Genomic DNA, 26,345 nt, shown 5'->3' with positions numbered 1-26,345 from the left:
GAGCGCAATGCAGGGGACCCAGCAGACGACGACGCAGCCCGCCGCCTACGCCCCGACCGACCGCACCGTCCCCACGCGCGCCGCGCACAAGGCTTCGTACGACAAGGAGTTGGTGCACGCGATACTCGACGAGGCCTACGTCTGCCACCTGGGTTTCGTCCGTGACGGCGCACCGGTCGTGCTGCCCACGCTGTACGGCCGGGTCGGCGAGCGGCTCTACGTCCACGGCTCGACGGGTTCGCGCCCACTGCGGATGAGCGGAGAGGCCGACCCGGGGCTCCCGGTGTGCCTGACCGTCACGCACGTAGACGCGCTGATCCTGGCCCGCTCGGCCTTCCATCACTCGATCAACTACCGGTCGGTCGTCGTGCACGGCATCGCCCACGACGTGACGGATCCCGAGGAGAAGCGGGTGGCCCTGGACGCGCTGGTCGACCACGTCGTACCGGGCCGGTCCCGCGACTCGCGGCCGGCCAACAAGAAGGAGTTCGCAGCCACCGCCGTGATCCGCCTCGACCTGAACGAGGTCTCGGCCAAGCTCCGCACCGGCGGCGTCAACGACGAGCCCGAGGACCTCGCCCTCCCGCACTGGGCCGGAGTCGTCCCGCTGCGCAAGGGCTACGAGGCCCCGGTCGCCGACGCCGACCTGGCCCCCGGCACCGAAGTCCCTGACTACCTGGCGGCCCTGTGATGCTGATCCACCCGTGGGACGCGCCCCGCGACGACGCCGAATGGCAACAGTGGCTGTCCGTCCACGACTTCGGACAGCTCGCCGTGGGCGGCCTCGCGGGCGAACCGCCGTACGTCCAGCCGCTGCACTTCGCCTACGACGCCGAGCGCGCCGAGGTGCTCACACATCTGGCCCGCCCCAACCCCCTGTGGCCCGCCCTGGAGGCGAACCCGGAGGTCCTGCTGAGCGTGGTCGACGACTATGCGTACGTCCCCGGCCCCTGGCAGGCGCCACCGGACGGCCCGTCCGAGCACGGCACGCCCACGAGCCTGTACGCGGCGGTCCAACTCCGGTGCACGGCCCATGTCGTGGACGACCCGGCCGAGAAGGCCGCCCTCCTCAACCGGCAGGTCGGCCACTTCCAACCGGAGGGCGGGTCCGCACGGGCCGCGGTGGGCGAGGCTCCGTACGGGCGGCTGCTGTCCGGGATCCGAGGTCTGCGGCTCGACGTGGTCGCCGTACGGGCGAAGTTCAAGTACGCGGGACACCGGCCCGCGGAGGTCCGGGACCGGATCGCGGCCGGGCTCGCGGACCGGAGCGGTCCGCGGGACGCCGCGGCGCGCGAGCAGCTGCTGGACCGGCGCGGAACGTGAGCCCCGAGTGGCCCTTCCCTCGGGAAGGGCCACTCGTCGTCACACGAGCACCGGTTGCCCGTCCGCCGCGCCCCGCGCCTCCGCCACCGCGAGCCCGGTGACCGACCCGAGCATCAGGAGGGTGCCGGCCAGCGTGGTCGGGGTGAGCCGTTCACCGAGCAGCGCCACGGCGAGCACCGCGGCTCCCACCGGTTCCAGCAGCATGATCACGGACACGGTGGTGGAACGGACGACGGCAGCGGCCGCGAAGTACAGGGCGTACGCGAGGGCCGTGGGGACGGCCGCGATGTACGCCAACAGCCACAGCAGCAGACCCGGTTGGGTGGTCTGCGGCACCAGCCCCTCGGCCAGCGCGAACGGCAGCAGGCACAGGCTGGTCACCGCGAACGTCCACACGGACGTACTCGCGGCATCCGCACCCCCGTCACGGCCCCGCCCCCGCGTGACCAGGGTCATCACACAGCACCCGGCCGCCGACATCAGCCCGAACAGGACACCCCACGGGCGTACGGAGGCGTCCTCGCCCCCGAGCATCAGCACCCCGAGCCCGGCGAGCGCCCCGCCGACGGCCAGCGCCCCGACCCGCCCCAGCCGCTCCCCCAGCGTCAGCCGCGCGCCGAGCGCGATGAGGACGGGACCCGCGCCGAGGGTGACGACGGTGGCCACGGCAAGGCCGGTGGCCTCGACGGACGCGAAATAGGCCGTCTGGAACACGGCCAGACCGACCCCCGTGACAGCGGCCCGCCGCGCCTTGCGACGGAGCGGTTCGCGTACGGCGGTCCGCGCGCCGCCCGGACGCAGGCGACGGGCGACGAGCAACAGCACGAGCCCGGCGGCGCAGCGCCAGAAGGACAGGGCGACGGGCCCGATGTCACTGGCCCCGTAGGCCAGGGCGGCCGCCGCGCCAGCGGTGCCCCAGGCGACACCGGCGACGATCAGGTAGAGAAGGCCTCGCCCGATGGGCAGGCCGGAAGCAGCATTCGACACGCGTTCTCTCCGCAGATGCGCAACATGCGCTGAAGTTCGGGAAAGGACGCCCGCTCGGCGGGGTCCTCGGACTTCTTCTGCGGGCAGCACCGTTCCGCCCGGCGGTGTGCCGGGCTCAGAGGTGTCTCAGGACACTCCTGGTTCGCCGGATGGCCCGCCTCAGGCGGCCGGCGGCGGAAGAACGATGCGGTGGGGATGCATGATCGGGAGCCTAGGCGGAGGTTCCGCGGGCCGACAACTCCCTTTCCGTGCCGCCACTGGCCACCGGTTCCGGGGAACCCTTGGCCGGCGCCGAGGACTGCGCGATGAACGCGCCGACCAGGACGACCGCGCCGCCGATGATCTGCGGTGCCGAGAGGTGCTCGCCGAGCAGCACCCAGGCGAGGACCGTGGCGACGACCGCTTCGAGGCAGGCGACGACCCCGGCGACCTGCGGGGAGAGCCGGCGCACCGAGACCACGCCGGTGACATAGGCGAGGACCGTGGCGACGAGCACGATCCAGCCGAGCAGCAGACCGGCGGCGACCGGTGTGCCGTCCATGTCCGCGCTGTGGGCGAGCAGGGACCAGTCCATGTTCCAGGGGCGGGCCACGACGGTGAGCACGGCGGTGCCGACGAGGAGGCCGTACGCGATGACCCCGAGCGGGTCGGGTGCGTCCTCGCCGGAATCGCTGCCCTGGTCGGACAGGACGAAGTAACCGACCTGGCAGCAGGCGGCGCCGAGCGCGAGGAGCAGACCGAGCGCGTCGAAGCTCAGGCCCGACCAGACCTCGACGACACAGGCGAGCCCGCCGACCGCGAGGACCACGCCGAGCGCGGCGGCACGGGTCACCGGACGCCGCTGCACGAACCGCACCCAGCCGAGGACGAGGGCGGGCGCGAGGTACTCGACGAGCAGCGCGACCCCGACGGGTATCCGGGAGATCGCGGCGAAGTAGCAGGCCTGGACACCCGCGACGGCGAGCAGACCGAACCCGGCGAGCAGCGCGGGGCGGCGGCGCAGCAGCGCGCGGTTGCGCACGGCGACCGGCAGCATCACCAGGGCCGCCCCCGCCACGCGCAGCCACACCACGTGGAGCGGGTCGAGGCCCGCCTCGATCAGCGGCTTCGCCGCGACTCCGGATCCGCCGAAGGCAAGCGCGGACCCGAGCGCGAGGCCGAGCCCGATGCCCCTTCCACGGTGGCCCTGACTGCTCTCAGACGTATGCACCGGCACATGATGACAGGCGATGACATGAGCGTCACCCCCATTGACACCTGTCTCAGCGTCTGGACCGCCGTACGCCTTCGGTCAGATGCTCCTGTGGAGGCGGCGGTCGACCTGTGTGAAGACCCCGCCCGCGTCGATCCCGGCGCGCCCGAGTACTTCGACGGCCCGCGCCTGCGGGTCCACGACGATCGCCGCGAGCAGGTCGATGCCACGGGCCGGGCCGCCACCGCGCCGGGCGGCACGCGCACAGGCGTACTCCATCGCCCCGGCGGCCAGCGGCGAGAAGCCCTCGGTCTCGGTCACCACCGGTACGGCACCGGAGTCCTCGACGGTGCCCTGCCAGCGCAGCCCGTAACCGATGCTGCGCTGCACGAGGTAGCCGAGGAGACGGGAGAACTGCGGTTCGGCGGCGAAGAGGTCCCGCACCTCGGGGTCGCTCTCCAGGAGCGAGTGCAGCAGATGGGCCGTGTCGATCTGCCGGTCCCCGTCCCGGACCGCCCGCCTGCGGGCACCGGAGACCACCGCTGCCAACTCGGCACTGAGCCTGGCATCGTTGTCCGTGAGGAACGGGGGCCGACCGCCGGGCTCTTGGGCCGACTGCCGGGGGATACGGGCTTGCACACCCCCTACCCCATCAGTCCCGCTCTCTCGGGTCATCCGCGAAAGGAAGCATTCTCGCGTCCCACGGGAAGCGGACTCGGTGGGCCGGAATCTCCTCCTTACGGATGAGATCACGCCCTACTGCCCTGCGTGGCGCGCGCCGCCTTGCCATGCACCCCGGACGCAACCGGGACGCCACAGCACCCCAGCCTTTCTGACGGTTCATCAGTATTGAATGTTCCGGGCCCTGCGGCTACGTTCCGCGACACCGTAGCCCGAGACGAAGAGGTGGCCGCATGGCCGAAGTCAACGCGGAGGCACGTATCGAGGCACCTCCGGAGAAGGTCTGGGCCCGACTGACCGACTGGTCCGGGTACGGCGAGTGGAACGCGACGCACACGAGCTTTCCGAAGGGCGGGCCGGAGAGCCTCGCCGTCGGCGGGACGTTCCAGGAGAACATGAAGCTCATGGGGTTCCCGGCCGAGGTCGAGTGGACCATCGAGGAACTGGAGCCGGCCCGGGTCCTCGCGATCCGCGGCAAGGGCCCGATGGCCGTGACCGTCGCCACGCGGTACACCCTCGCCCCCGACGGTGACGCCACGACGGTCCGCATCGACGGCGAGTTCACCGGCGCCGCCGTCTCGCTGATGGCGGGCAAGCTCAAGGACTCGGCGACGGCGGCGCTCAACGAGTCACTGCGCAAGCTGGCCGGCCTGGTGGGCTGACGGCCGTACGGCCGCCCACGCGAAGGCGCCCCGCGGATCACTCCGCGGGGCGCCTCTTCACAGCCGTACGGCGGTCAGTCCTCATCGGCGAGGATCAGGTACAGCCTCTTGCGGGCGTCGTTGATGACGGCGACCGCTTTCTCGCGCTGCTCCTTGCTGCCGGTCTTCCAGACCTGCCCGAAGGCCTCCATCAGACCGAAGCCGGCCTGGCGGATCTCGCCGAGGGCCTCCCAGTCCACACCGCGGGAGGCTTCCTCCCAGGGCGCGTCGGGGCCTTCGTCGGCCGCGGTGCGGCCGGCATCGGTGAGCGAGAACAGCTTCTTGCCGCCCTCGGACTCACTGGCGATCAGCCCCTCGTCCTCCAGCATCTGGAGGGTGGGGTACACCGAACCGGGGCTGGGCTTCCACGCCCCGCCACTGCGCTCGGCGATCTCCTGGATCATCTCGTACCCGTGCATGGGCCGGTCCTTCAGCAGGGCCAGGATCGACGCGCGCACGTCACCGCGCCGCGCCCTCCCCCGCGGTCCGCCTCGACCCCGGGGCCCCCAGGGCCCCGGCCCGAAGCCAGGTCCGCCGAAGCCGGGACCGCCACCGGGGCCGCCCGGCCCGAAGGGCCCGAAGGCACCACGCCGACCGTCACCGCCTCGGCCGCCCTGACGACCGGCACCACCATGTCCACGTTCGAATCCGTGGGAACGCATCGCAATCACTCCATTCCATCGTTGATCTGTCGCGATGCGTCAACGATATATCGGAAGAGTCGGCATGGCAAGCCCCTGCCCGAGCGTCGCCCAGCGGGCCACGTATCCGGTCGCATCGCGCGACGGGCGTCGACCTCGGACCAGGCCCACGGGCGCAACGTCAGCCGAGCGGCCTCGAGTTGGAGCGGAATCGGCGGATACGGCACGGCGCCACCGCCACCGGCCCTCCGAACTCGGTCCAATACTCCGGAATTGGCCTTGGCCCACGCCTCTGCGCACCCCCTAGCGTCGGGGCATGCGCATCCGAATAGTCGACGCTTTCACCGACCGGCCCTTCGCCGGCAACCCGGCCGGAGTCCTGCTCCTCGACGCCTTCCCGGAGGACGACCGGCTCCAGAACGTCGCCCTGGAGGTCAACCACGCCGAGACGGCGTTCGCGCACCGGCTGCCCGAGGGCGGCGAGGCCGACTGGGCGCTGCGCTGGTTCACGCCCGTCGCCGAAGTCAACATGTGCGGTCACGCCACGCTCGCCACGGCGCACGTCCTGCACAGCACCGGCGCCCACGCGGGCCCGGTGCGGTTCGCCACCCGCAGCGGCGTGCTCGTGGCGACGCCCGGCGAGGACGGCTCGATCACCATGGACTTCCCGACGGCACCGCTCACCGCGGTCGAGCTCCCGGACGGCGTCGCCGAGGCACTCGGCGCCGAGCCGCTCGCAGCCTTCGACACCGGCCCGAACATCGGCGACCTGCTCGTCGAACTCCCGGACGAGAAGACGGTGCACGCCCTCACGCCCGACCACAAGGCCCTCGTCGCCCACTCCGAGCGCGGCATCATCGCCACCGCCCGCGCCGAGGACCCGGCCCGCGGCTACGACTTCGTCTCCCGCTGCTTCTTCCCGCGCATCGGCATCGACGAGGACCCGGTCACCGGCAGCGCCCACACCGCCCTCGCCCCCTACTGGTCCGAGCGCCTGGGCCGCCCCGACCTCACCGGCCTCCAGGCTTCCCCGCGCTCCGGCCGTGTCCGTACACGACTGCGCGGCGACCGCACCCTGTTGACGGGCCGCGCGGTGACGGTGATCGAGGGCGAGCTCCTGGCCTAGCCGGGCCCCCGAGGGCGTACGGCATGCTGCCGGTGGCTCACGCCGTCGGCAGCCAGCCCACCTTGCCGGCCAGCAGCGCGTAGCCCACGAACGCCCCGATGTCGAGCAGGGAATGCGCCACCACCAAGGGGCCCACACGGCCCCAGCGGCGGTACAGGTACACGAACACCACGCCCATCGCCATGTTGCCGATGAAGCCGCCGATGCCCTGGTAGAGGTGGTACGAGCCGCGCAGTACGGAACTGGCCACCAGCGCGGTGCCGGGCGTCCAGCCCAACTGGCCGAGGCGGCGCAGCAGATAGCCCACGACGATGACCTCTTCGAGGATCGCGTTCTGCATCGCGGACATGATCAGCACCGGGTACTTCCACCACACCTCGGGCAGCGCCTCGGGCACCACGGTGAGGTTGAAGCCGAGACCGCGTGCGGCCAGGTAGAAGGCGATTCCGGTGCTGCCGATCACTGCCGCGACCGCGGCCCCGCGACCGAGGTCCGGCCAGGGGCGGGTACGGTCGAAACCGAGAGTGCGCAGGCCCTGCCCCTCACGCAGCAGGAAGTGCGCGACGAGCGCGACGGGCACGAGCGCCGAGGCGATCCCGAACAGCTGCCAGGCGAGATCCAGCCAGGGTCGGCCGGGGGCGGCAGAGGCGTTGAGAGTGGCCGCCTGGTCCTTGAGACCTCCCGGTTTGGTGACCGATCCGACAAAGCTGATCAGGGCGGACACACCACTCGCACCGAGCGAAAGCCCCAGAACGAGCAGGGTCTCGTCCCGGAAGATCCGTCGCGAGGGCCGCTCCTCAGGAAAAGAATCGGCCACCGAGCCCGCCTCCGCCTGCACGCCTGCCTCCAGTTGGGTAATCCCGCCTCATCCCCACCGCCGCGCCGCTAGGGTCTCGAAAGAAGTTACGAGGATCGTGCGCGACAGGCCGTCGGAGGGCGGACGCCGTACGGGGCGTACCTCCCCTTTGCATGCCATACGGCCGGATTCCGGCACGGGACTCAACAGGGAGGGACACCACCGTCATGGGACGTCACAGCTTGCCCGATCAGTATGGGGCGGGCGGCAGCGACCCCCGTCCACGCGCGCGCCGCCGTACGGTCGCCCTGGCCACGGTCCTCGTCCTGACCGTCGCCGGCGGCACGGCGGCCGCCGTCCGGAGCGGGCTGCTCTCCTTCGGCTCGTCCTGCCAGGACGACCCGGTACGGCTGAAGCTCGCCGCCTCCCCCGATCTGGCGCCCGCCCTCACGGCCGCGGCGCAGCGGGCCCGCGACGACGACCTGACCTCCGACGGACGCTGCGTCGCCGTCGAGGTGACCGCGCGCGACGCGTACAAGGTGACGGACACACTGCTGGCCGGCGACAAGACCGACGTTCAGGTGTGGGTGCCGGACTCCGACCTGTGGGTCCAGCGGCTCAGGGTGGCCAGCGAGGCGCCGGAGGTGTCCCCCGTGGGCGAGGTCGCCTCCACGCCGGTCGGAGTGGCGATGGTGCCGACGGCGGCGAAGTCGCTGGGGTGGCCGAAGAAGACGTACGACTTGATCGAACTGGCCGGCGCCGCCCAGCGGGACGACTCGCTCAAGCTCGGCGCGGCCGACCCCGCGCGCAGCGCGACCGGGCTGCTCGCGCTCACCCGTCTGAACACGGCGGCCGCCGCGGCCGAGGGCGGTGACACGCAGGCCGCGGCGATGATGAAGACGCTGTCGCAGCGCACCTCCGACAGTGACGGGCAGGTCCTTGACACGCTGCCGCGCAACTCCTCGGGCACCGAGCAGGGCAACCCGAAGCGCAACCAGGCGCTGATCCTCACCGAGCAGGCCGCGTTCGGGTACAACTCGTCGGCCGACAGCGGCGGCAGCCTGGACTTCTTCTATCCCGAGGACGGTTCGCCCCGGCTCGACTACCCCTACACCCTGGTCGACCAGGGGCTGACGACCGACCAGAGCCGGGCCGCGATCCGCTTCATGACCTACCTGAGGCAGCCGGAGCAGTTACGGCTGCTGGAGCGGCACGGCTTCAGGACCTCGGACGACGAGGTGCCGAAGGAGCTGGTCGCGGGAGCCGGCGGCAGCGCTGCGCAGCCGTACGCGGAGCCCGCCGCCAAACCGGCCTCGCAGGTCGCGCTCCAGGAAGCGCTCGGCATGTGGACGATCACGGTGCAGAGCGCCCGGATCACCACGGTCGTGGACGCCTCCTCCTCGATGTCGGAGACCGTGCCGGGCACGGACCGCTCGCGCATGGACGTGACGAAGACGTCGCTGCTGCAGGCCCTCGCCACGTTCACGCCCGAGGACGAGATCGGGCTGTGGGACTTCTCCACGAAGCTGGACGGCGACAAGGACTACCGCGTCCTCGTGCCGACCGAGCGACTCGGCGACCGCGCGGGCACCGGCACCCAGCGGGACCGGCTCGCGGCGGCGTTCAGCAGCCTGACGCCGGTGCCGAACGGGGCCACCGGTCTGTACGACACCACGCTCGCCGCGTACAAGGCGGCGACGTCCTCCTACGTCAAGGGCAAGTTCAACGCGCTGGTCGTGCTCACCGACGGCGTGAACCAGGACCCCGGCAGCATCTCGCGCGCCGACCTCGTCATCCGGTTGGAGAAGCTCACCGACCCCGAACGGCGGGTCCCCCTCATCATGATCGCCGTCGGCCCGGACGCCGATCGTGAGGAGGCCCGGCAGATCGCCAAGGCGACCGGCGGCTCCGGCCAGGAGGTCAGCGACCCGTCCCAGATCCACTCGGTGATCCTGAAGGCGATCGTGGCGGCGGGGGCACAGGGCACCGGCTGACGCCCCGCTCGCTCATCCCAGCAGCACCGGCTCCGGCAAGCCCACCGGCCACGTGTGCACCGGCTCGCCCTGGTGCATCAGTTCGCGGTAGCGCCGGGTCGTCGCGGCCAGCGCGGCCTCCCGGGACAGGCCGGTCTCCAGGGCCCGGTGGAAGGTCGCGGACTGCCAGGACGCTCCGTTGACCCGGCGTCGGCACCGCTCCTCGATGACGCCGAGGTAGAAGTCCCGGTCGGCGGGTTCGACGCCCCACGCGTCGAGGCCGGCCTCGGCCAGCGGCAGCAGTTCGTCGCGTACGAGGCTGACGGCGTCGACCTCGGTCGTACCGCCGTACCGCCCGCGCCGGGGCCAGATGAGGCGCGCGTCGATGCCGTGCTTGCACGCCGCGTCGAAGTTGGCGGCGGCCGCCTCGAACGGCATGCGGCTCCAGACCGGCCGCGACTCCTCGGCGAGGGCGCGGACGACGCCGTAGTAGAAGGCCGCGTTGGCGATGACGTCGGTGATGGTGGGGCCGGCGGGCAGCACGCGGTTCTCGACGCGCAGGTGCGGGACGCCGTCGGCGATGCCGTAGACCGGGCGGTTCCAGCGGTAGACGGTGCCGTTGTGCAGGACGAGCTCGGCGAGCTTCGGGACGCCGCCCTCGTCGAGGACGTCCAGGGGGTCCTCGACGTCGCAGATGGGCAGCAGGGCCGGGTAGTAGCGCAGGTTCTCCTCGAAGAGGTCGTACGCGGAGGAGATCCAGCGCTCACCGAACCAGGTGCGCGGGCGGACTCCCTGGGCCTGGAGTTCGGGCGGGCGGGTGTCGGTGGACTGCTGGAACAGCGGCGGGCGGGACTCGCGCCACAGCTCGCGGCCGAACAGGAACGGCGAGTTGGCACCGACGGCTATCTGGGCGGCGGCGACGACCTGGGCGGCGTTCCACACGTCGGCGAAGCGCCCCGGGGTGACCTGGAGGTGGAGCTGCACCGAGGTGCAGGCGGCTTCGGGCGCGATCGACTTCGAGGTGCAGCTCAGGCGCTCCACGCCGTCGATGTCGAGCGCGAAGTCCTCGCCGCGGGCGGCCACGATCTGCTCGTTGAGCAGGGCGTAGCGGTCGACGTCGGAGAGGTTGGAGGAGACCAGGTCGTCCCGGTCGAGGGTCGGCAGAATGCCGATCATCACGATTCCCGCGTCGAGCTCGCCCGCTTTCCTTTCGGCATATGCCAGCGAGGTGCGGAGCTCCTCCGCGAGGCGGTCGAATACTCGCCCTCCCAATCTGTGTGGGGCTATGTTGACTTCCAGGTTGAACATGGCGAGTTCTGTTTGGAAATCTCGGCTTGCGATGCGTTCGAGCACCTGCGCATTCAGCATTTTCGGCATGCCGTCGGCCCCGGTGAGATTCAGTTCGATCTCCAGCCCCATGAGGTTCTTCGGGCGGTCGAACCGCTTCTCGGCCAGGAGTCGCTCCAGCCCCGTCAGGTTCCGCCGGAGCTTGTCGCGGTAGCGCTGGCGATCGGACAGGTCGAACTGACCTGCCACGACCTTCTCCCCCATCGAAGCGTCCCTCCTCGCGTGGGCGGGCCGAAGACCGGCCGCCGATGTCCGGGTCAGGTGGGATGATGCCCAGCCGAGGCGATCGATAACGTCCCGCGCGGGCCCGGCAGCCGCTACTCTGACGGAAGTGCCCACTGGCACATTCGCCAGGCATGATGCACCGTGCAGTTTCGAGTTCCCAGTGGAGCTCGTGAAAAACGCCGACGAGAATGGGCCGTCCGCCCTCGCGCTATTTCCCGAGGTCATCGCCGCACGGCCCGCCCGGAATCGGGATGATTACCGCGAATCGTCGACCGAATGGATCCTTGTTCTCCTCACCGGAAACGGCTAGACGAAACATCGTCTGAACATGCGTCGTATAAACTCCGCGAACAAGGCAGAAGGCTGGCGCCCGCGGCCCTCGATCCTGCCGCCAGGTGACGTACGGCAGGCCTCGCGTGCATCCCTGGTCACGGACCACGGCCCCCGCCTCTCTGACCACGTGAGCTGACAGCGCCGTCCGCCCCCGCCCCACCCCGCCCTCGCGCCACTGTGCCTGTCGAATGAGAGGCGACCCACCATGCCGCTGCATGTCCCACCGGCTCCCGCGCCCGCACTTCGCTCCGTCCTCACCGCGCTGGGTTCCCCCACCGCGGTCCGCGAGGCCCGAACTCCGTCCTTGCTGCATACCCAGGGCCCTGCCACGCCAGAACTCCCGCTGCCGGTACACGTCCTGGACGGCGTCGACGCCTCGGGCGTCCCCGCCACCCGGCTGTCCGGCTGGCGTTTCCTGATCCGCTGCGGCGACCGCGCCGTGGCCGCGGCGGAGACCATGCTGACCCCCGACGGCTGGGCGTTCTCCCGCTTCTTCGAGGGGCCGTACATCGCGTCCACCGAACGGGCGCTGCGTCAGGCCGAGACCATGACGCAGCCCTACCAGCCGCGGCTCTTGTCGGTACCCCGCCTCTACATGCTCACACTCTGGCTGCACGGCGACTGCGCCGCGGACGGCGCCACCGGCGACCCCGCCGCCGCGGATCTGCTCGTCCCGCTGGCGCCGGCACCGCCCGGAATCGCCGCGCACCGTCCGCACCAGGTGGCCGACCTGCTGCCGGTGCTCACCCATCGCGTGACTCCGGCGCCCCTGTTGAGCTCACCGGCCTGACGTTCTCCGCCGCGGCGACCTTCGTACCCCGTTCCCGAATTCCGGGTAGCGGGGTACGACGCCGTTTTCGGCGGGCTTACGCTCGTACGGAGAATTCCGCCGACCATATTGCTCGTACGAGCGCTTTACGGCTCGTACGAGCCTGACATGACCGCGTACCCGCCTGGACTAGCCCCATCCGGCCACCACGAACCATCCGAAGTGACAGTGCAGTTGGAATGAACCGTCCGCGCGGGTGATGCGTCATCAACCTGTGAGAAGCGGTGCTGCTAAATCCCTGCGGAATGACGCCCGTGGGGCAACACTGGGTTCCGACCGACTTATCACAACGGGGGCCGGCCATGAACGAAGCTTCAAGCCGCGCGACAGACACCACAGCCATCCGACCCAGCACGACAGAGCGAAAGATCCCGCCAATGTGCCAGCACCAGACACCGTGTCCGACAGCCGACTCCGCCGACCGGGAATCCGCGCGTCTCGTGGCGCACCACCCGGAACAGGGGTGGAGTCTGCTGTGCAACGGCGTTCTGCTCTTCGAGGACACCGGTGAGCTGCTGCCGGACGGACGGGTCATCGCCCCGCACCGCCCGCTGGGCACCGCCCAGGTGATGACGGCCGCCTGAGGCACCACCGGGCGGCACACCGCACCGCCCGGAGTATCCGAGGGGCCGGCTCGCAGCGTTACTGCGCACCGGCCCCGACGCATGTCCGGGGTCGGTCACTCCCCGTAGCCCCTCGTGTGTGATGCGGTCCCTCGTACCTTCCGGGCGTGGCCTCTTCCCACGACCACCCGCTTTCCGGAAGACTCCTGGAAGTTTCGAAGGGCAGTCGGGTACGGAGGTGGGGAAGTGGCAGCACGCGAGGCCGACGCCGGGGCGGCGGCAGAGGCCCGGGGCAAGGTCACGATCACGGAGATCGCCCGGCGGGCCGGGGTCTCGGTGCCGACCGTGTCCCGGGTCGTCAACGGCCGGTCCGACGTCTCGCCGCAGACCCGGGCCCGGGTCGAGGACCTGCTCCAACGGCACGGCTACCGCAAGCGGCCCGCGGCCCCCGGCACCCGTGCCGCCCTGCTCGACCTCGTCTTCAACGACCTCGACAGCCCCTGGGCGGTGGAGATCATCCGAGGCGTGGAGGAGGTCGCGCACGCGGCCGGCGTGGGCACGGTGGTGTCGGCGATCCACGGACGCACGGGAGACGCCCGTGAATGGATGCGCAACCTGCGGGCCCGCGCCTCCGACGGCGTCATCCTCGTCACCTCGGTGCTGGAGCCGGTCCTGCACGACGAGTTGCGCATCCTCGGCGTCCCGCTCGTGGTCGTCGACCCGGCCGGCTCCCCCGCCCTCGACGTCCCCACGGTCGGCGCCGCCAACTGGGCGGGCGGCATGGCGGCCACCGAGCACCTGCTGTCGCTGGGCCACCGCAGAATCGGCCTGATCGCGGGCCCGCCCCGACTGCTCTGCTCCCGGGCCCGCTTCGACGGCTACCGGGCTGCTCTGGAGGGCGCGGGCCTCGCACTGGACGACTCCCTCGTCGCCCCCGGCGACTTCCACCCGGAATCCGGCTTCGCCGGCTGCAACACCCTCCTCGACCTGCCCGAGCCGCCGACCGCCGTGTTCGCGGCCAGCGACCAGATGGCACTCGGCGCCATCGAGGCACTGCGCCGACGTGGTCTGCGCGTCCCGGAGGACATGAGCGTGGTCGGTTTCGACGACCTTCCGGAAGTCCGTTGGTCGGCCCCGCCCCTCACCACGATCCGCCAGCCCCTCGCCGACATGGGCAAGCTCGCCGTCCGCACGGTCCTCCGCCTGGCCCGCGACGAACAGCCGGACTCACCGCGGGTCGAGCTGGGGACCGATCTGGTGGTGCGAGCAAGCACGGCACCACCGGCGAGGAGGGGCTGAGCCGATCCGCCGACCGCCGCCACCATCGCCATCGCCACCGCCACCGCCACCGCCACCGCCGAAGGACGGCTGTCGGGCCGTCCGGGCACTCCCGATGACGAAAGCCGGCGCAAGCATCCGCCGACACCGGCCCGGAGACACCCAGCCGACCCGTCCGACCCGTCCGACCGCAGCAGCAGCAGCAGCAGCAGCAGCCAAAGGAAACGGTGCCGCGCGGCCCTGACGCTCCCGCCGCTCCCACCGTTCCGGCCGCTCCCGACAACGAACAGCCGACGCAAGCAATCGCCACCACCGGCCCAGAGGGACCGAACCGACCCGTCCGACCTCCGTCGGCCAAGCACGGCTGCGGGGGCAGCTGACGCAGTCGGTCGGCACCACCGGCAGCGAACGGCTGACTCTGCGCGTCGCGGCAACCGTGCACGAAGCCGCCCCGCTCCGGGAGCGCCGACCGACTCGGCAGACCCGCAGGCGCGGGCCCACCGCCGCCGGAACTCCTCCCCCGGGCCGGCGCAGCCGTAGCTCTTCCCCCGAGCCGCCGATCCGGACATGCCTCAGTCCGACGCCGCCGGGGACACCTCAGTCCGACCACGCCCGGACACTTTCAGTCCGACGCCCCGGCCACCCCGGACCGACGCCCCGAACACACCCGCCCAACACCCCGAACACACCCCGCCCCAACACCCCCGAGCACACCCCGGCCCAGCAGTGCCGAGCACCGCCGGGCCGGGTCACCCCGACGGGGTCCCCTCCTCTCCGCCGGGCGTGCGCGCAGGGCCGATCCTGGTCGCCGGCCCCGGCAGCAGCACCGCTACTTTCCGCCCAGCGCCTCCCGGATCGCGAAGTACGCCGGCTTCGGGGCCAGTTGCTCGTCCCAGGGGAGCGCCGCGCCCTCGCCCTCGAAGAAGGCGGGGATCCACGAGTACTTGTCCGTGTAGTCCCACAGCGTGATGCCCACGCACCGGCGCACCGCGAGGCAGGCCTCGGTCATGTCCCGGTACCACTCGGCCTGCGTGGCCAGCTTCGCCTCGTCCGCGGGCACGTACATGCGGACGTCCACCTCGGTGAGCGCGGTGTCGAGGCCGAGCCGGGAGAAGCGGCGGAGGTTGTCCTCCAGCGTGGCCGGATAGCCGTACTGAAGGGCGAGGTGTGCCTGGAGGCCGAAGCCGTGGAGCGGCACGCCCTGTGCTCGGAGTTCCTTGGCCAGCTCGTAGTAGGCGTCGCTCTTCGGCCCGACGGACTCGACGTTGTAGTCGTTGAGGTAGAGCTTGGCCTTCGGGTCCGCCTGGTGGGCCCAGCGCAGCGCGTCGGCGATGTAGCCGGGGCCGAGCGTCTTGTAGAAGATCGTCTCGCGGTAGGTGCCGTCCTCGTTGAACGCCTCGTTGACGACGTCCCAGGCGTAGATCTTGCCCTTGTAGTGCCGTACCTCCGCCTGGATGTGCTTCTTCAGTACGGCCCTCAGTTCGGTCGCCGTCCAGTCACGGCCGGTGAGCCAGCCGGGCAGCTGGCTGTGCCACACCAGCGTGTGGCCGCGCACCTTCTGGTGGTTGGCCCGGGCGAGGTTCACGATCTCGTCGCCCTTGGACCAGTCGAAGACCCCCTGCTGGGGCTCGGTGGCGTACCACTTCATGCCGTTGCCCGGCGTGATCATGTCGAACTCGCTGCCGAGGATGGCCTTGTACGGCTCGTCGACGAGCTCGGGATTGTCGGTGGCACTGCCGTAGTAACGGCCGTGGCGCTGGGCGAGGTCGGCCAGCGTCGGAGGCTTTCCTTCCGCTTGGGCCGTCGGCCCGGTGGCGATCCCTGCACCGACCAGGACGGCGGCGAGCGCGCCGGCGAGTCTGAGCCGGGTGCGGGAGCGGATCGTCGTGGTGCGCATGGTGCGACTCCTCACGTGCGGATGGGGGAGCGGGTGAGCCGTACGACCGCCGGCGCGGTCATCCCTTCGTGGCGCCGGCGGTGAGGCCGCCGACGAGCTGGCGCTCGGCGACCGAGTAGAAGGCGAGGGCGGGGACCATGGCCAGCACCAGGTAGGCGAAGACCTTGGCGGTCTCCGTCGTGTACTGGCCCTGGAACTGCTGGACGCCGATCGGGATGGTCCACCACGTGGAGTCGGTGAACACCAGCAGCGGCAGGAAGAAGTTGTTCCAGCTGGTGACGACGGCGAGGACCGACACGGTCCCGAGCGCGGGCCGTGCCATGGGCAGCAGCACCCGCCAGAAGAATCCGAACGGGCTGCACCCGTCGAGCGTGGCCGCCTCCTCCAACTCCCCCGGAATCTGCCGGAAGAAGCCGCGCAGGATGATGATCGTCATCGGCAGTCCGAAGGCGGCCTGCGGGAGGATCACGCCGAGTGGGTTGTCGAGCAGGCCCATGGAGCGCAGCAGCAGGAACAGCGGCAGCGCCGCCACCGCGAAGGGGAACATCAGCCCCATCGTGAACACGGTGAACAGCACCTCCCGCCCGCGGAAGGCGAACCGCGCGAAGGAGAAGGCGGCGAGTGCGGAGACCGCCACGACGATGACGGTCGTCCCCACCGCGATCACCGTGCTGCTGCCGAGGAGTTGCCAGAACGCGCCCGAGCCGAGGATGCCGGTGTAGTTGGAGGTCACCCACGAGTCGGGCAGCCCGATCGGGTTGCGGGAGAGTTCGTCGGTGGACTTGAAGCCGGAGACCACCGCATAGAGCAGCGGTACGGCCATCACCGCGCCGACGAAGCCGAGAACGAGGTGGACCGGCAGTGACTTCCCACGCGGTTTCTGAGTGGTCGCCGATTTCTGCGTGGCCATGGCCTTCTGAGTGATCGTCACTTCCCGCCCCCTCGCATGGTCGTGGTGGCCCCTTCCAGATCGCGGCGGAGCACGAACCGCTGGTAGGCGAGGGCGAAGACGAGGCTGATGCCGAACATGACGACGCTGATCGCGCTGGCGTAGCCGACCTGGTAGCGCTTGAAGCCGTACTGGAACATGGTCACGGCCATGGTCTCGGAGTGGTGGTCGGGGCCGCCCGCGGTCGTCACCCACACCAGGTCGAAGAGCTGGATGGAGCCGATGACGGAGAGGAAGACGCTGATGCGCAGGGTCGGCGCCAGCAGCGGCAGGGTGACGTTGCGGAACCGCTGCCAGGCGTTCGCGCCGTCGATGAGCGCCGCCTCGGTCAACTCGGCGGGGATGGACTGGAGTCCGGCCAGGTAGAGCATCATGTGGAAGCCGAAGTACTTCCAGGTCATGACGAGGAAGAGGGTCGCCATGACGGTGGAGGGATCGGCGAACCAGGTCCCGCCGAGGCCGTCCAGGCCGACACTGCTCAGGACCTGGTCGGCGAGACCGCTGTCCGGAGCGAAGATCATGCTGAACAGCACGCCGGTGATGGCCTCGGACAGCACGTACGGCGCGAAGAACAGCATCCGGTAGACGGCCCGGCCGCGCATCCGCTGGTTGAGCAGGACGGCCATGGCGAGCGCGAACGGCAGCTGGAGGGCGAGCGAGAGCAGGACCAGGACGAGGCAGCGCCACAGGTCACCCAGGAAGACCGGGTCGTCGAAGAGCCGGGTGAAGTTGTCGACGCCGATGTAGTCGGAGGGCATGCCGAAGCCGCCCCAGCGGAAGAAGGCGGCGTACAGGGCGAACAGGATCGGCAGCAGCACCAGTGCGCCGAACAGCACGAGGGCCGGCAGCTGGAAGCCGACCGCGGTGAACCAGTTGAGCGCGCGGCGCCGGGCCCGCCCCCGGGCGCTGTCTGCGGCCGGGGGCGGAACGTCGATGTCGGGGCCGGTCCTCTTGTCCGGAAGGAACGTGGAGGTCATCGCCGGCTACTGCTCTTCCTTCGCGACCTTGGTGATCGACTCGGTGACCTGTTCGGGGGACTTGGAGCCGGCGATCAGCGCGCCGACGCTGTCGTTGACCTCCTGGCCGAGGGCGGGCGCGTACGCCTGGTCGAGGTAGAGCTGGAAGCCGGTGGCGCTCTTCAACTGCGCCTGTACGGCCTTGATGTTCGGGTCGGCGATGGCGCTCTCGGCGCTCGGGACCACCGGGAGGACGCCGGTCTTCTTGACGAGTTCCAGGTCGGTGGTCTCGGAGGCGAAGAACTTCAGGAAGTCGACGGCGGCCTGGGGCGCGCCCTGGCGCAGGGCGTGTCCGCCGCCCCCGCCGAACACCTCGGTGATGGCGCCCTTGCCGCCCTCGACCGCCGGGAACGGGAAGAAGCCGAGGTCCTCCCCGAGTCCCTTGCCGGCGTCCGCCTCGACGACCGGTGCCCACTGGCCCATGAGTTCCATCGCGGCCTTGCCGTTGCCGACCGCGGCGGCCTGGCCGGTGGGGCTGGAGTAGGCGGCGCCCAGGAAGCCCTTCTGGAAGGGCTGGAGGTCGACGAGTTCCTTGAGGTGCTCGCCGGCCTCGACGAAATCGGCCCCCGTGAAGTCCTTGTCGTTGTTGGCCTTCTGCAGGGCCTCGGCGCCGGCGGTGCGCATCGCGAGGTAGGCCCAGTAGTACATGCCGGTCCACGTCTCCTTGCCCGCCAGGGCGAGGGGGGTGATGCCCTTGGCCTTCAACTTGCCCACGGCGTCGAGGAAGCCGCTCCACGTGGTGGGGGGCGCGCTGATGCCGGCCTGCTTGAAGAGCGCCTTGTTGTACCAGAAGCCGATCATGCCGATGTCGAACGGGACGCCGTAGACCTTCTCGTCGAGCAGGTACGGCTCCTTCGCGACCGACAGCAGTTCGTCGCCCCACGGCTTGGTGCGGTCCGTGAGGTCCTCGACGAGCCCCGCGTCGACCTGCTGCTTCAGGACACCGCCGCCCCAGGTGTGGAAGATGTCCGGGAGCTTCCCGGAGGCGGTCAGCGCCGTCATCTTCGACTTGAAGGCGTCGTTCTCCAGCTGGACGATCTTTATCTTCACCTTGGGGTTCTGGGCCTCGAACTTCTTGGCCAGTGCGGCCCAGACGCCCTTCGTGGGCTCGGTGGTCGAGATGTTCCACCACTCGATCGTGGTCGTCCCCGACGACCCTCCGTCCGAGTCGCCGCCGCAGCCGCTCAGTGCCGTCATGCTCAGACCGGCCGCGGCGGACGCCGCCAGGAACCCGCGGCGGGACAGTGCCGGGTCGCCCATGTTGCGCTCCTTGGGTACGGGACGGCGCGTCCACGCCTGTCCGCTGGACCGAATGTTTCGGAGTTGATCCAGAAAGGTTCGTTGTTGCCGCACCCTAGAGACAGCTCCCAAACGGTGGCAACCCCTTGTACGCGGGGAATTGTTGAGGGAGTTCGCCGCCGACTTGTTCCGGAAAGCCGCTGCTTCAGGAACCCGACGGCGTGTACGCGAACCAGTCGAAGGACGCGCTGCCCTCGGTGACGTACATGCCGATCACACGGCCGGTGAAGCCGCCGGCGACCTGTGTGGACAGGTAGCGGCCGTCGAGTTCGGCCAGCGGCTCACCGTCTTCGACCGTGAAGACGACCGTGTCGGGACCGCCGGGCCTGACTCCGGGGGCCTCTTCCCGCGAGCTCGTGACGGTCGGCGGCACGGGTGAGGTGGAACGGAACTCGACGACGAGCGTGACCGGCCCCGAAGGCACGGCCCGACGGACGAGACACTGCCGCACCGGACCGATCCGGGCGACGACACTCACCTCTCCCCCGGCGACCTCGATGTCGTAGTGGTGCGCTTCGTCCATGCGAACGGACAGGCCCGCGCGGGCGGTTCCGGGGTCCAGGCGTGCCGCCACCCGGCACTGCGGGTGCTGCTGACGGCGCCCCAAGAAGGTGTGGCCCGGCCGGTCGAGGCTGTCGCCCGTCGCCCGCAGGGTCAGCCACCCCGGCCGCTCGCTCAGCGACCAGGATCCCTCGGGCCTGCTGCGTGGGGAGATCCAGAGCGGCGCCAGGTGCCCGGCGTCGAAGTCGTCCCGCTCCGGCGGGAGTTGGACGGGGTGCGGGCCGGCCGGCGCCGGATGCCGCTCACGCACCGGACCGACGCGGGGCCAGCCGTCCGCCCACTTAACCGGGGTCAGGAACGTCTCCCGGCCCAGGACGTGGAAGGACGGGAAGAAGCCGCGCGGGCGGGTGGCAAGGAGCAGCATCCACCAGGTGCCGTCAGGCGCCTGGACCAGGTCTGCGTGGCCGGTGCACTGGATGGGCAGGTCGGTGCCGCTGTGCGAGAGGACCGGGTTGGCCGGCGCAGGCTCGTAGGGGCCGCGCGGGTCGCGGGCGCGGGCGATCGAGACGCTGTGGCCGTGTGCGGTGCCGCCCTCGGCCAGCATCAGGTACCACCAGTCGCCGATGCGGTAGAGGTGCGGCGCCTCGGGATGCTGCAGTCCCGTCCCGGACCACACCGGCAGCGGCCCTTCGAGGACCTTGCCCGTCACCGGGTCGATGCGCGCGACCCGGACGCCCGAGACGGCACACCAACAGGCGCCGTCGTCGTCCCAGGCCAGGTCGGGGTCGATACCCTGCAGGTCGATCCACACCGGGTCGGACCAGGGCCCCTCGGGACGGTCGGCGGTGACAAGGAAGTTGCCGTTGCCGGAGACGTTGGTCGTGATCATGTAGAAGCGGCCGTCGTGGTGGCGGATCGTCGGAGCGTAGATCCCACCGGAGGCCACGGTGTCACCGGGCAGCTCCAACTGGCCCGGCCGGTCGAGGACGTTGCCGATCTGGCGCCAGTGCACGAGGTCACGGCTGTGGAAGAGCGGTACGCCGGGGAAGTACTCGAAGCTCGAGCACACGAGGTAGTAGTCCTCACCGACCCGGCACACACTCGGGTCCGGATGGAAGCCACCGATCACAGGATTGCCGTACGTCCGCATGCGCGTCAGTCCCTTCGAGCGTCGCGGCGGGGGCGAAACTTTCGGATGATCCGGCGAACGTTACGGAGCTGCACTGTAGGTGGCCCTGGAGAGACGGGCAAGACGTCGAGGGCTCCGGGCGGGCATCATCCGCGCCGGGCATCCTCTCCGCGTGGAGGGCGCCGACGGCCTCGGCGCCGGGGCTCGGCGACGCGCTGCGCCGGCCATCACCACCGGCGGCCAGAACCCGGCGGCCCTCGTCGGCGGTACAGGCCCGGTCCTCGACGTGCGGAGCCCGGCGTGATGACGCTGAGTGCCCGCCCTGCCCGAGGGACCGCCCCCTCCCTGCAGGGACCAAACCGTCCCGAAATACTGCGCAAGCTCCCTTCTTGATACGTCACTGGCGCCCCCACGGACAGTCTTAACGGAAGCTTGACGCGCTCACCCCCTTCATCCGTGGGCCTTGGCATCACTCTCCGCTTACGCTGATCCGGCCGCACGCGTGATGGCCGGATCCACGCGCTGACCCGCACCTCAGGAGCACGCCCGATGGCCACCACCGAACACCCTCCGTCCAGTCGCCTGCGCTCCTGGATGCTGGAAGGCCTGGCCGACATGGGCAAGGGCGGCGGCCCCCAGGGCCCGCACTCCGCGCCTGAGCCCGCACACAAGGGTCAGCGCTGGTGGCGGGTCATGTGCCTGACCGGAGTCGACTACTTCTCCACCCTCGGCTACCAGCCGGGCATCGCGGCACTCGCGGCCGGTCTGCTGTCCCCCGTGGCGACCATCGTGCTCGTGATCGTCACCCTCGCGGGCGCTCTGCCCGTGTACCGGCGGGTGGCCGAGGAAAGCCCCCGGGGCGAGGGCTCGATCGCGATGCTGGAACGGCTGCTGTCCTTCTGGAAGGGCAAGCTGTTCGTCCTGACCCTGCTCGGCTTCGCCGCCACCGACTTCCTGATCACCATCACCCTGTCGGCGGCGGACGCCTCGACCCACCTGATCGAGAACCCGCACCTCACCGGCGCGCTGCACGACAAGCAGATGATCGTCACTCTGATCCTCGTGGCGCTGCTCGGCGCGGTGTTCCTGAAGGGCTTCCTGGAGGCGATCGGCGTCGCGGTCGTCCTGGTCGGCATCTACCTCACGCTGAACCTCGTCGTCGTGATCGTCGGCCTGTGGCACGTCATCACGGCCGGCCACGTGATCACCGACTGGTCCAGCGCCCTGACCGCCGAACACGGCAACGTCTTCGCCATGGTCGGCGTGGCCCTGCTGGTCTTCCCCAAGCTGGCCCTCGGCCTCTCCGGCTTCGAGACCGGTGTCGCGGTCATGCCGCACGTCCAGGGCGACCCCGACGACACGGACGAGCGGCCGACCGGCCGGATCCGCGACACGAAGAAGCTGCTCACCACCGCCGCCCTGATCATGAGCGTCTTCCTGATCGCCACCAGCTTCATCACCACCCTGCTGATACCGGAGAAGGAGTTCGAGTCGGGCGGCCAGGCGAACGGACGCGCACTGGCGTTTCTCGCACACGACTATCTGGGTAGCGCCTTCGGCACGGTCTACGACGTCTCGACCATCGCCATCCTCTGGTTCGCCGGCGCCTCCGCGATGGCCGGCCTGCTCAACCTGATGCCCCGCTACCTCCCCCGCTACGGCATGGCCCCGCACTGGGCCCGCGCGGTACGCCCGATGGTCATCGTCTTCACCCTGATCGGCTTCCTGGTCACGTGGATCTTCGACGCCGACGTCGACGCGCAGGGCGGTGCCTACGCCACCGGTGTCCTGGTTCTCATCTCCTCGGCGGCCATCGCCGTGACGATCGCCGCCCGCAAGGCCGGCCAGCGGAACTGGACGATCACCTTCGCGGTCATCTCGGCCGTCTTCCTCTACACGACCGTCCTGAACGTCATCGAACGCCCCGACGGCGTGAAGATCGGCGCCTGCTTCATCGCCGGCATCATCCTGGTCTCGCTGCTGTCCCGGCTGGCCCGCGCCTTCGAGCTGCGCGTGACCAGCGTGACGCTGGACGACATGGCGGAACGTTTCATCCGAGACATGGCCAGCCGCAAGATCCGGTTCATCGCCAACGAGCCCGACCAGCGGGACAAGGCGGAGTACAGCGACAAGATCGCACAGATCCGGGAGGACAACGACATCCCCGGCGAGGACTTCGTCTTCGTCGAGGTCACGGTCCTCGACCCCTCCGAGTTCGAGGCGAGTCTGACCGTACGCGGCGAGGTCCTGCACAACCGCTACCGCGTCCTGACCCTGGAGTCCTCCTCCATTCCGAACGCCCTGGCCGCCCTGCTCCTGTACGTCCGCGACTCGACCGGCTGCACCCCGCACATCTACTTCGAGTGGACCGAGGGCAACCCCTTCGCCAACTTCCTGCGCTTCTTCCTCTTCGGCCAGGGCGAGGTCGCCCCGGTCACCCGAGAGGTCCTGCGCGAGGCGGAACCGGACCGGCCCCGCCGACCGCGCGTCCACACCGGCTGAGCTCCGAGGGGCCGGTTCCGGACGCGGCTACCTGCCGAACAGGCGCCGCGGCGGGCGCACCACGACCTGCCCGAAACGCAGCTCTCCGGTCACCTCCACGCGCAGCACCACCGGGGCATCCGAGTCGGCCGGCCGCCGCGTCTTCACCTTGCCGTAGTGCGTCACCAGGGAGTCGGTGTCCACCACGACACCCGGCCGGGTCACGAGTCTCAGAGCGCCGCCCCGCATGTCGAGGTCGATGCGCAGGGTGTCGTACGTGATCACGGCCTCGGTGAAGTCGAGCGTCACCTCGCCCCACTCGGAGTGGATCTCCATCCGCCGCGGCACCACCCAGCCCGCGTCGCGCCGAGCCGAGGCACCCTCCTGCTCGATCCGGACGACCTCCTTGGCCTCGATCGCGGCCCCGCCCGCCGGGCCCTCTTCGAGGGCCGTCGGCAAGTCCGTCGTGAGCACGGCCAGCTCGCCCATCGTGCGCGCGGTCAGGGCGGCCTCCAGGCGCTCGTCGAGCTCCTCGGCGGTCAGCCGGCCGTCCCCCGCGGCGATGCGCAGTACGTCCACCACCCGGTCCCGCTCCGCGTGCGAGGCCCTCAGCTCGGGCGACGACGCACCGGTACGCGAGAGCTCGTCCGACATACCCTCACTCCGATCCACGGCGACGACTAACGCTATATCGCGTCACACTTCCGGGCCAACCCCACATCCGCGGCTGCCTGTTCGCGGCCCTATCGTGACCCGCATGCAGTCCTACACAATCGGCCAGGCAGCAAGGCTGCTCGGCGTGAGCCCCGACACCGCGCGCCGCTGGGCGGACGCGGGCAGGGTGGCGACCCACCGCGACGACAGCGGACGACGGCTCGTCGACGGGCGGGATCTGGCCGCGTTCTCGGTGGAGCTGGCCAAAGCCGGCAACACCGACGAGGACACGCCGTACACCTCCGCCCGCAACGCCTTCCCCGGCATCGTCACCGCGATCAAGCTGGGCGACGTCGCCGCCCAGGTCGAGATCCAGGCCGGCCCGCACCGGCTCGTCTCCCTGCTGACCCGCGAAGCCGTCGAGGAGCTCGGCCTGGAGGTGGGCATGGAGGCGACGGCCCGCGTGAAGTCGACGAACGTGCACATCGACCGCGTCTGACACCACTCGCCGACATGGCCCGCACAGAAACGCACATGCCCACTCCACACGCGATTCACCCCGGCTCATGCGATGCGACAGGTGACTTATACCTCGCACATGCGGAAGTATGATCGGCGCATCGGAAGGGTCCGACGGGCTCTTCTCCAGGCAGACCGAGGGAGTGGACCCGAGATGATGCGTTCCGTGCGCCGGACCCGACGGCCCCTGCAGGCGGGCTGCTGGGGAGCCGCCACGTTGCTGGCGCTGAGCGCGTGCTCCTCGTCCGGCTCCTCCGGCGCGGGTTCCGGCGCCACCGGGTCCGGCTCATCGGCGAAACCGTCCGGCACGGTGACCGTCTTCGCCGCGGCCTCCCTCCAGGAGAGCTTCACGACCCTGGGCAAGGAGTTCGAGAAGGAGCACCCGGGCACGAAGATCACCTTCAGCTTCGCAGGCAGCGACGCCCTCGCCGCGAACATCACGGGCGGCGCCCCGGCCGACGTGTTCGCCGCCGCGAGCCCCAAGACCATGGCGATCGTGACGAAGGAGAAGGACGCGGTCGGCACGCCCGCCACCTTCGTCCGCAACCAACTGGAGATCGCCACCCTGCCGGGCAACCCCGACAAGGTCACCTCCCTGAAGGACCTCACCAAGTCCGGCCTGAAGGTGGTGCTGTGCGACAAGACGGTGCCGTGCGGCTCCGCGGCCCAGAAGGCCCTGGAGGCCGGCAACCTCAAGGTCACCCCGGTCTCCTACGAACAGGACGTCAAGAGCGCCCTGACGAAGGTCGAGCTGAAGGAGGCCGACGCCGCCGTCGTCTACAAGACGGACGTGAAGGCTGCGGGCGGCAAGGTGGAGGGCGTTGACTTCCCCGAGTCGGCCGAGGCCATCAACGACTACCCGATCGCCCTCCTCAAGAACGCCCCCAACCCGGACACGGCCAAGGCATTCATCGAGCTGGTGCAGTCCGCCGAGGGCCAGAAGGTCCTGACCCGGGCCGGGTTCCTCAAGCCATGACCGGGCCCGACACGACCGGCACCGTCGCCCTGGAGGGTGGGCCGCCGCGTCGGCGTGTCCGGGGCGGCCGAGGTGTGCCGCTGCCCCTCCTGCTCCCCGCCCTCGTCGGCCTGGCATTCCTGCTCCTGCCGCTGGTCGCCCTGCTCGTACGCGCTCCATGGCGCAGCCTCCCCGAGCAGCTGACCAGCGCCGAGGTCTGGGAGGCCCTCCGCCTGTCCCTGGTGTGCGCCACTGCGGCGACCGCGCTGAGCCTGGTCCTCGGCGTACCGCTGGCCTGGCTGCTGGCCCGCGCCGACTTCCCTGGCCGCGGCCTGGTCCGCGCTCTGGTGACCCTGCCCCTGGTCCTGCCGCCGGTGGTCGGCGGCGTGGCACTGCTGCTCGCCCTCGGCCGCAACGGCGTGGTCGGGCAGTGGCTGGACTCCTGGTTCGGGATCACGCTTCCGTTCACCACGACCGGCGTGGTCCTCGCGGAGACCTTCGTGGCGATGCCGTTCCTGGTCATCAGCGTCGAGGGCACCCTGCGCGCCGCCGACCCGCGCTACGAGGAGGCGGCCACCACCCTCGGCGCCTCCCGCTTCACCGCGTTCCGCCGGGTCACGCTGCCGCTGATCATGCCGGGCATCGCGGCGGGCTCCGTCCTCGCCTGGGCCCGAGCCCTGGGCGAGTTCGGAGCCACGATCACCTTCGCGGGCAACTTCCCGGGCCGAACCCAGACCATGCCGCTCGCGGTCTACCTGGCCCTCCAGAACGACCCGGCAGCCGCGATCGCCCTCAGCCTGGTCCTGCTGGCAGTGTCGATCGCGGTCCTGGCGGGCCTGCGGGACCGCTGGATGACAGCGTCATGACGCACCGCCGTACAACCCCACCGCCGACAAACACCGCCAGCCCACAAAGCCCACCCAGCCACAAACACCCACCCCACCCCACCC

25 protein-coding genes are annotated in these 26,345 nt (G+C 70.6%); 13 read left to right on the top strand and 12 right to left on the bottom strand.

Going from position 1 to position 26,345, the window contains the following annotated elements:
- Positions 1 to 7 precede the first annotated feature (7 nt).
- Both ADK57_RS31865 and ADK57_RS31860 read left to right on the top strand, forming a co-directional pair.
- Entirely contained in the window at positions 8 to 691 is a 684-nt protein-coding gene (locus ADK57_RS31865) for a pyridoxamine 5'-phosphate oxidase family protein (protein ID WP_053753102.1), read from the top strand.
- The gene (locus tag ADK57_RS31860; protein ID WP_053753101.1) at positions 691 to 1,323 is read left to right on the top strand and encodes an FMN-binding negative transcriptional regulator; all 633 of its coding nucleotides are present in this window, start codon (positions 691 to 693) and stop codon (positions 1,321 to 1,323) included. Before ADK57_RS31865 ends, ADK57_RS31860 begins: the two co-directional genes overlap by 1 nt.
- Before the next feature lie 39 nt (positions 1,324 to 1,362).
- On the opposite strand, the gene ADK57_RS31855 is transcribed toward ADK57_RS31860, so the two are convergent.
- The 3 genes from ADK57_RS31855 to ADK57_RS31845 all read right to left on the bottom strand — a co-directional run bounded on the left by ADK57_RS31855 (position 1,363) and on the right by ADK57_RS31845 (position 4,141).
- Positions 1,363 to 2,310, bottom strand: a complete 948-nt coding sequence (locus ADK57_RS31855; RefSeq protein ID WP_053753100.1) for a DMT family transporter — start codon at positions 2,308 to 2,310, stop codon at positions 1,363 to 1,365.
- Between the two features lie 211 nt (positions 2,311 to 2,521).
- Entirely contained in the window at positions 2,522 to 3,526 is a 1,005-nt protein-coding gene (locus ADK57_RS31850; protein WP_053753099.1) for an EamA family transporter, read from the bottom strand.
- Positions 3,527 to 3,601: 75 nt separating this feature from the next.
- A complete protein-coding gene (locus tag ADK57_RS31845; protein ID WP_107091692.1) occupies positions 3,602 to 4,141 on the bottom strand; it encodes a Clp protease N-terminal domain-containing protein in 540 nt (179 codons plus the stop codon).
- 275 nt (positions 4,142 to 4,416) lie between these two features.
- Here ADK57_RS31845 and ADK57_RS31840 point away from each other — a divergent pair, with 275 nt between their 5' ends.
- The gene (locus ADK57_RS31840; RefSeq protein WP_053753097.1) at positions 4,417 to 4,845 is read left to right on the top strand and encodes an SRPBCC family protein; all 429 of its coding nucleotides are present in this window, start codon (positions 4,417 to 4,419) and stop codon (positions 4,843 to 4,845) included.
- A 74-nt stretch (positions 4,846 to 4,919) separates the two neighbouring features.
- On the opposite strand, the gene ADK57_RS31835 is transcribed toward ADK57_RS31840, so the two are convergent.
- Positions 4,920 to 5,546 carry a PadR family transcriptional regulator gene (locus ADK57_RS31835; RefSeq protein ID WP_078973451.1) on the bottom strand — a complete coding sequence of 209 codons (627 nt, stop codon included), beginning with the start codon at positions 5,544 to 5,546 and terminating at the stop codon, positions 4,920 to 4,922.
- Between the two features lie 295 nt (positions 5,547 to 5,841).
- Between ADK57_RS31835 and ADK57_RS31830 the strand changes: the two genes are divergently transcribed.
- Positions 5,842 to 6,651 (top strand): PhzF family phenazine biosynthesis protein, encoded by an 810-nt coding sequence (locus tag ADK57_RS31830; RefSeq protein WP_053753095.1) that lies wholly within the window; start codon positions 5,842 to 5,844, stop codon positions 6,649 to 6,651.
- 37 nt (positions 6,652 to 6,688) lie between these two features.
- On the opposite strand, the gene ADK57_RS31825 is transcribed toward ADK57_RS31830, so the two are convergent.
- Positions 6,689 to 7,489 (bottom strand): CPBP family intramembrane glutamic endopeptidase, encoded by an 801-nt coding sequence (locus ADK57_RS31825; protein ID WP_053753094.1) that lies wholly within the window; start codon positions 7,487 to 7,489, stop codon positions 6,689 to 6,691.
- A gap of 185 nt (positions 7,490 to 7,674) precedes the next feature.
- Between ADK57_RS31825 and ADK57_RS31820 the strand changes: the two genes are divergently transcribed.
- Positions 7,675 to 9,441, top strand: a complete 1,767-nt coding sequence (locus tag ADK57_RS31820; RefSeq protein ID WP_053753093.1) for a substrate-binding and VWA domain-containing protein — start codon at positions 7,675 to 7,677, stop codon at positions 9,439 to 9,441.
- A gap of 12 nt (positions 9,442 to 9,453) precedes the next feature.
- Here the strand turns inward: ADK57_RS31820 and ADK57_RS31815 are convergent, their stop codons facing one another.
- Positions 9,454 to 10,971, bottom strand: coding sequence for a glutamate-cysteine ligase family protein (locus tag ADK57_RS31815; RefSeq protein WP_053753092.1), 1,518 nt, complete (start codon positions 10,969 to 10,971; stop codon positions 9,454 to 9,456).
- A 559-nt stretch (positions 10,972 to 11,530) separates the two neighbouring features.
- Between ADK57_RS31815 and ADK57_RS31810 the strand changes: the two genes are divergently transcribed.
- The 3 genes from ADK57_RS31810 to ADK57_RS31800 all read left to right on the top strand — a co-directional run bounded on the left by ADK57_RS31810 (position 11,531) and on the right by ADK57_RS31800 (position 14,016).
- Complete coding sequence (locus tag ADK57_RS31810; protein ID WP_053753091.1) at positions 11,531 to 12,115, top strand: hypothetical protein; 585 nt, start codon at positions 11,531 to 11,533, stop codon at positions 12,113 to 12,115.
- Between the two features lie 416 nt (positions 12,116 to 12,531).
- Positions 12,532 to 12,738: a DUF5999 family protein gene (locus ADK57_RS31805; protein WP_030044060.1), complete on the top strand. Its 207-nt coding sequence runs from the start codon at positions 12,532 to 12,534 to the stop codon at positions 12,736 to 12,738.
- A gap of 225 nt (positions 12,739 to 12,963) precedes the next feature.
- Positions 12,964 to 14,016, top strand: a complete 1,053-nt coding sequence (locus ADK57_RS31800; RefSeq protein ID WP_053753090.1) for a LacI family DNA-binding transcriptional regulator — start codon at positions 12,964 to 12,966, stop codon at positions 14,014 to 14,016.
- A gap of 808 nt (positions 14,017 to 14,824) precedes the next feature.
- Here the strand turns inward: ADK57_RS31800 and ADK57_RS31795 are convergent.
- The 5 genes from ADK57_RS31795 to ADK57_RS31775 form a co-directional block, all read right to left on the bottom strand.
- On the bottom strand, positions 14,825 to 15,892 hold the full coding sequence (locus tag ADK57_RS31795; protein WP_053753089.1) for an endo-1,4-beta-xylanase: 1,068 nt from the start codon (positions 15,890 to 15,892) through the stop codon (positions 14,825 to 14,827).
- Between the two features lie 58 nt (positions 15,893 to 15,950).
- Positions 15,951 to 16,802 (bottom strand): carbohydrate ABC transporter permease, encoded by an 852-nt coding sequence (locus tag ADK57_RS31790; RefSeq protein ID WP_053753152.1) that lies wholly within the window; start codon positions 16,800 to 16,802, stop codon positions 15,951 to 15,953.
- 17 nt (positions 16,803 to 16,819) lie between these two features.
- A complete protein-coding gene (locus tag ADK57_RS31785) occupies positions 16,820 to 17,818 on the bottom strand; it encodes a carbohydrate ABC transporter permease (protein WP_053753088.1) in 999 nt (332 codons plus the stop codon).
- 6 nt (positions 17,819 to 17,824) lie between these two features.
- Positions 17,825 to 19,117 (bottom strand): extracellular solute-binding protein, encoded by a 1,293-nt coding sequence (locus ADK57_RS31780; RefSeq protein ID WP_053753087.1) that lies wholly within the window; start codon positions 19,115 to 19,117, stop codon positions 17,825 to 17,827.
- Positions 19,118 to 19,301: 184 nt separating this feature from the next.
- Positions 19,302 to 20,807: a glycoside hydrolase family 43 protein gene (locus ADK57_RS31775; protein ID WP_078973450.1), complete on the bottom strand. Its 1,506-nt coding sequence runs from the start codon at positions 20,805 to 20,807 to the stop codon at positions 19,302 to 19,304.
- Positions 20,808 to 20,958: 151 nt separating this feature from the next.
- Here ADK57_RS31775 and ADK57_RS52060 point away from each other — a divergent pair, with 151 nt between their 5' ends.
- Together ADK57_RS52060 and ADK57_RS31770 are read left to right on the top strand one after the other, a co-directional pair.
- Positions 20,959 to 21,090 (top strand): hypothetical protein, encoded by a 132-nt coding sequence (locus ADK57_RS52060; protein ID WP_267890789.1) that lies wholly within the window; start codon positions 20,959 to 20,961, stop codon positions 21,088 to 21,090.
- Between the two features lie 245 nt (positions 21,091 to 21,335).
- Positions 21,336 to 23,288, top strand: a complete 1,953-nt coding sequence (locus tag ADK57_RS31770; protein ID WP_053753086.1) for an APC family permease — start codon at positions 21,336 to 21,338, stop codon at positions 23,286 to 23,288.
- Between the two features lie 27 nt (positions 23,289 to 23,315).
- Here the strand turns inward: ADK57_RS31770 and ADK57_RS31765 are convergent, their stop codons facing one another.
- Entirely contained in the window at positions 23,316 to 23,921 is a 606-nt protein-coding gene (locus ADK57_RS31765) for a DUF1707 SHOCT-like domain-containing protein (RefSeq protein ID WP_053753085.1), read from the bottom strand.
- A gap of 103 nt (positions 23,922 to 24,024) precedes the next feature.
- Here ADK57_RS31765 and ADK57_RS31760 point away from each other — a divergent pair, with 103 nt between their 5' ends.
- The 3 genes from ADK57_RS31760 to modB all read left to right on the top strand — a co-directional run bounded on the left by ADK57_RS31760 (position 24,025) and on the right by modB (position 26,261).
- On the top strand, positions 24,025 to 24,420 hold the full coding sequence (locus ADK57_RS31760; protein ID WP_053753084.1) for a TOBE domain-containing protein: 396 nt from the start codon (positions 24,025 to 24,027) through the stop codon (positions 24,418 to 24,420).
- A gap of 174 nt (positions 24,421 to 24,594) precedes the next feature.
- On the top strand, positions 24,595 to 25,416 hold the full coding sequence (gene modA, locus ADK57_RS31755) for a molybdate ABC transporter substrate-binding protein (RefSeq protein WP_053753083.1): 822 nt from the start codon (positions 24,595 to 24,597) through the stop codon (positions 25,414 to 25,416).
- Positions 25,413 to 26,261, top strand: a complete 849-nt coding sequence (gene modB / locus ADK57_RS31750; protein ID WP_053753082.1) for a molybdate ABC transporter permease subunit — start codon at positions 25,413 to 25,415, stop codon at positions 26,259 to 26,261. Before modA ends, modB begins: the two co-directional genes overlap by 4 nt.
- The last annotated feature ends 84 nt before the right edge of the window (positions 26,262 to 26,345 follow it).

Origin of the sequence: Streptomyces sp. MMG1533, from assembly GCF_001279775.1 — a bacterium.
In the GTDB taxonomy this organism is placed as follows: Bacteria; Actinomycetota; Actinomycetes; order Streptomycetales; family Streptomycetaceae; genus Streptomyces.
Note: the sequence above shows the minus strand (reverse complement) of the source record. Positions and strands in the feature narration are given on the sequence as shown.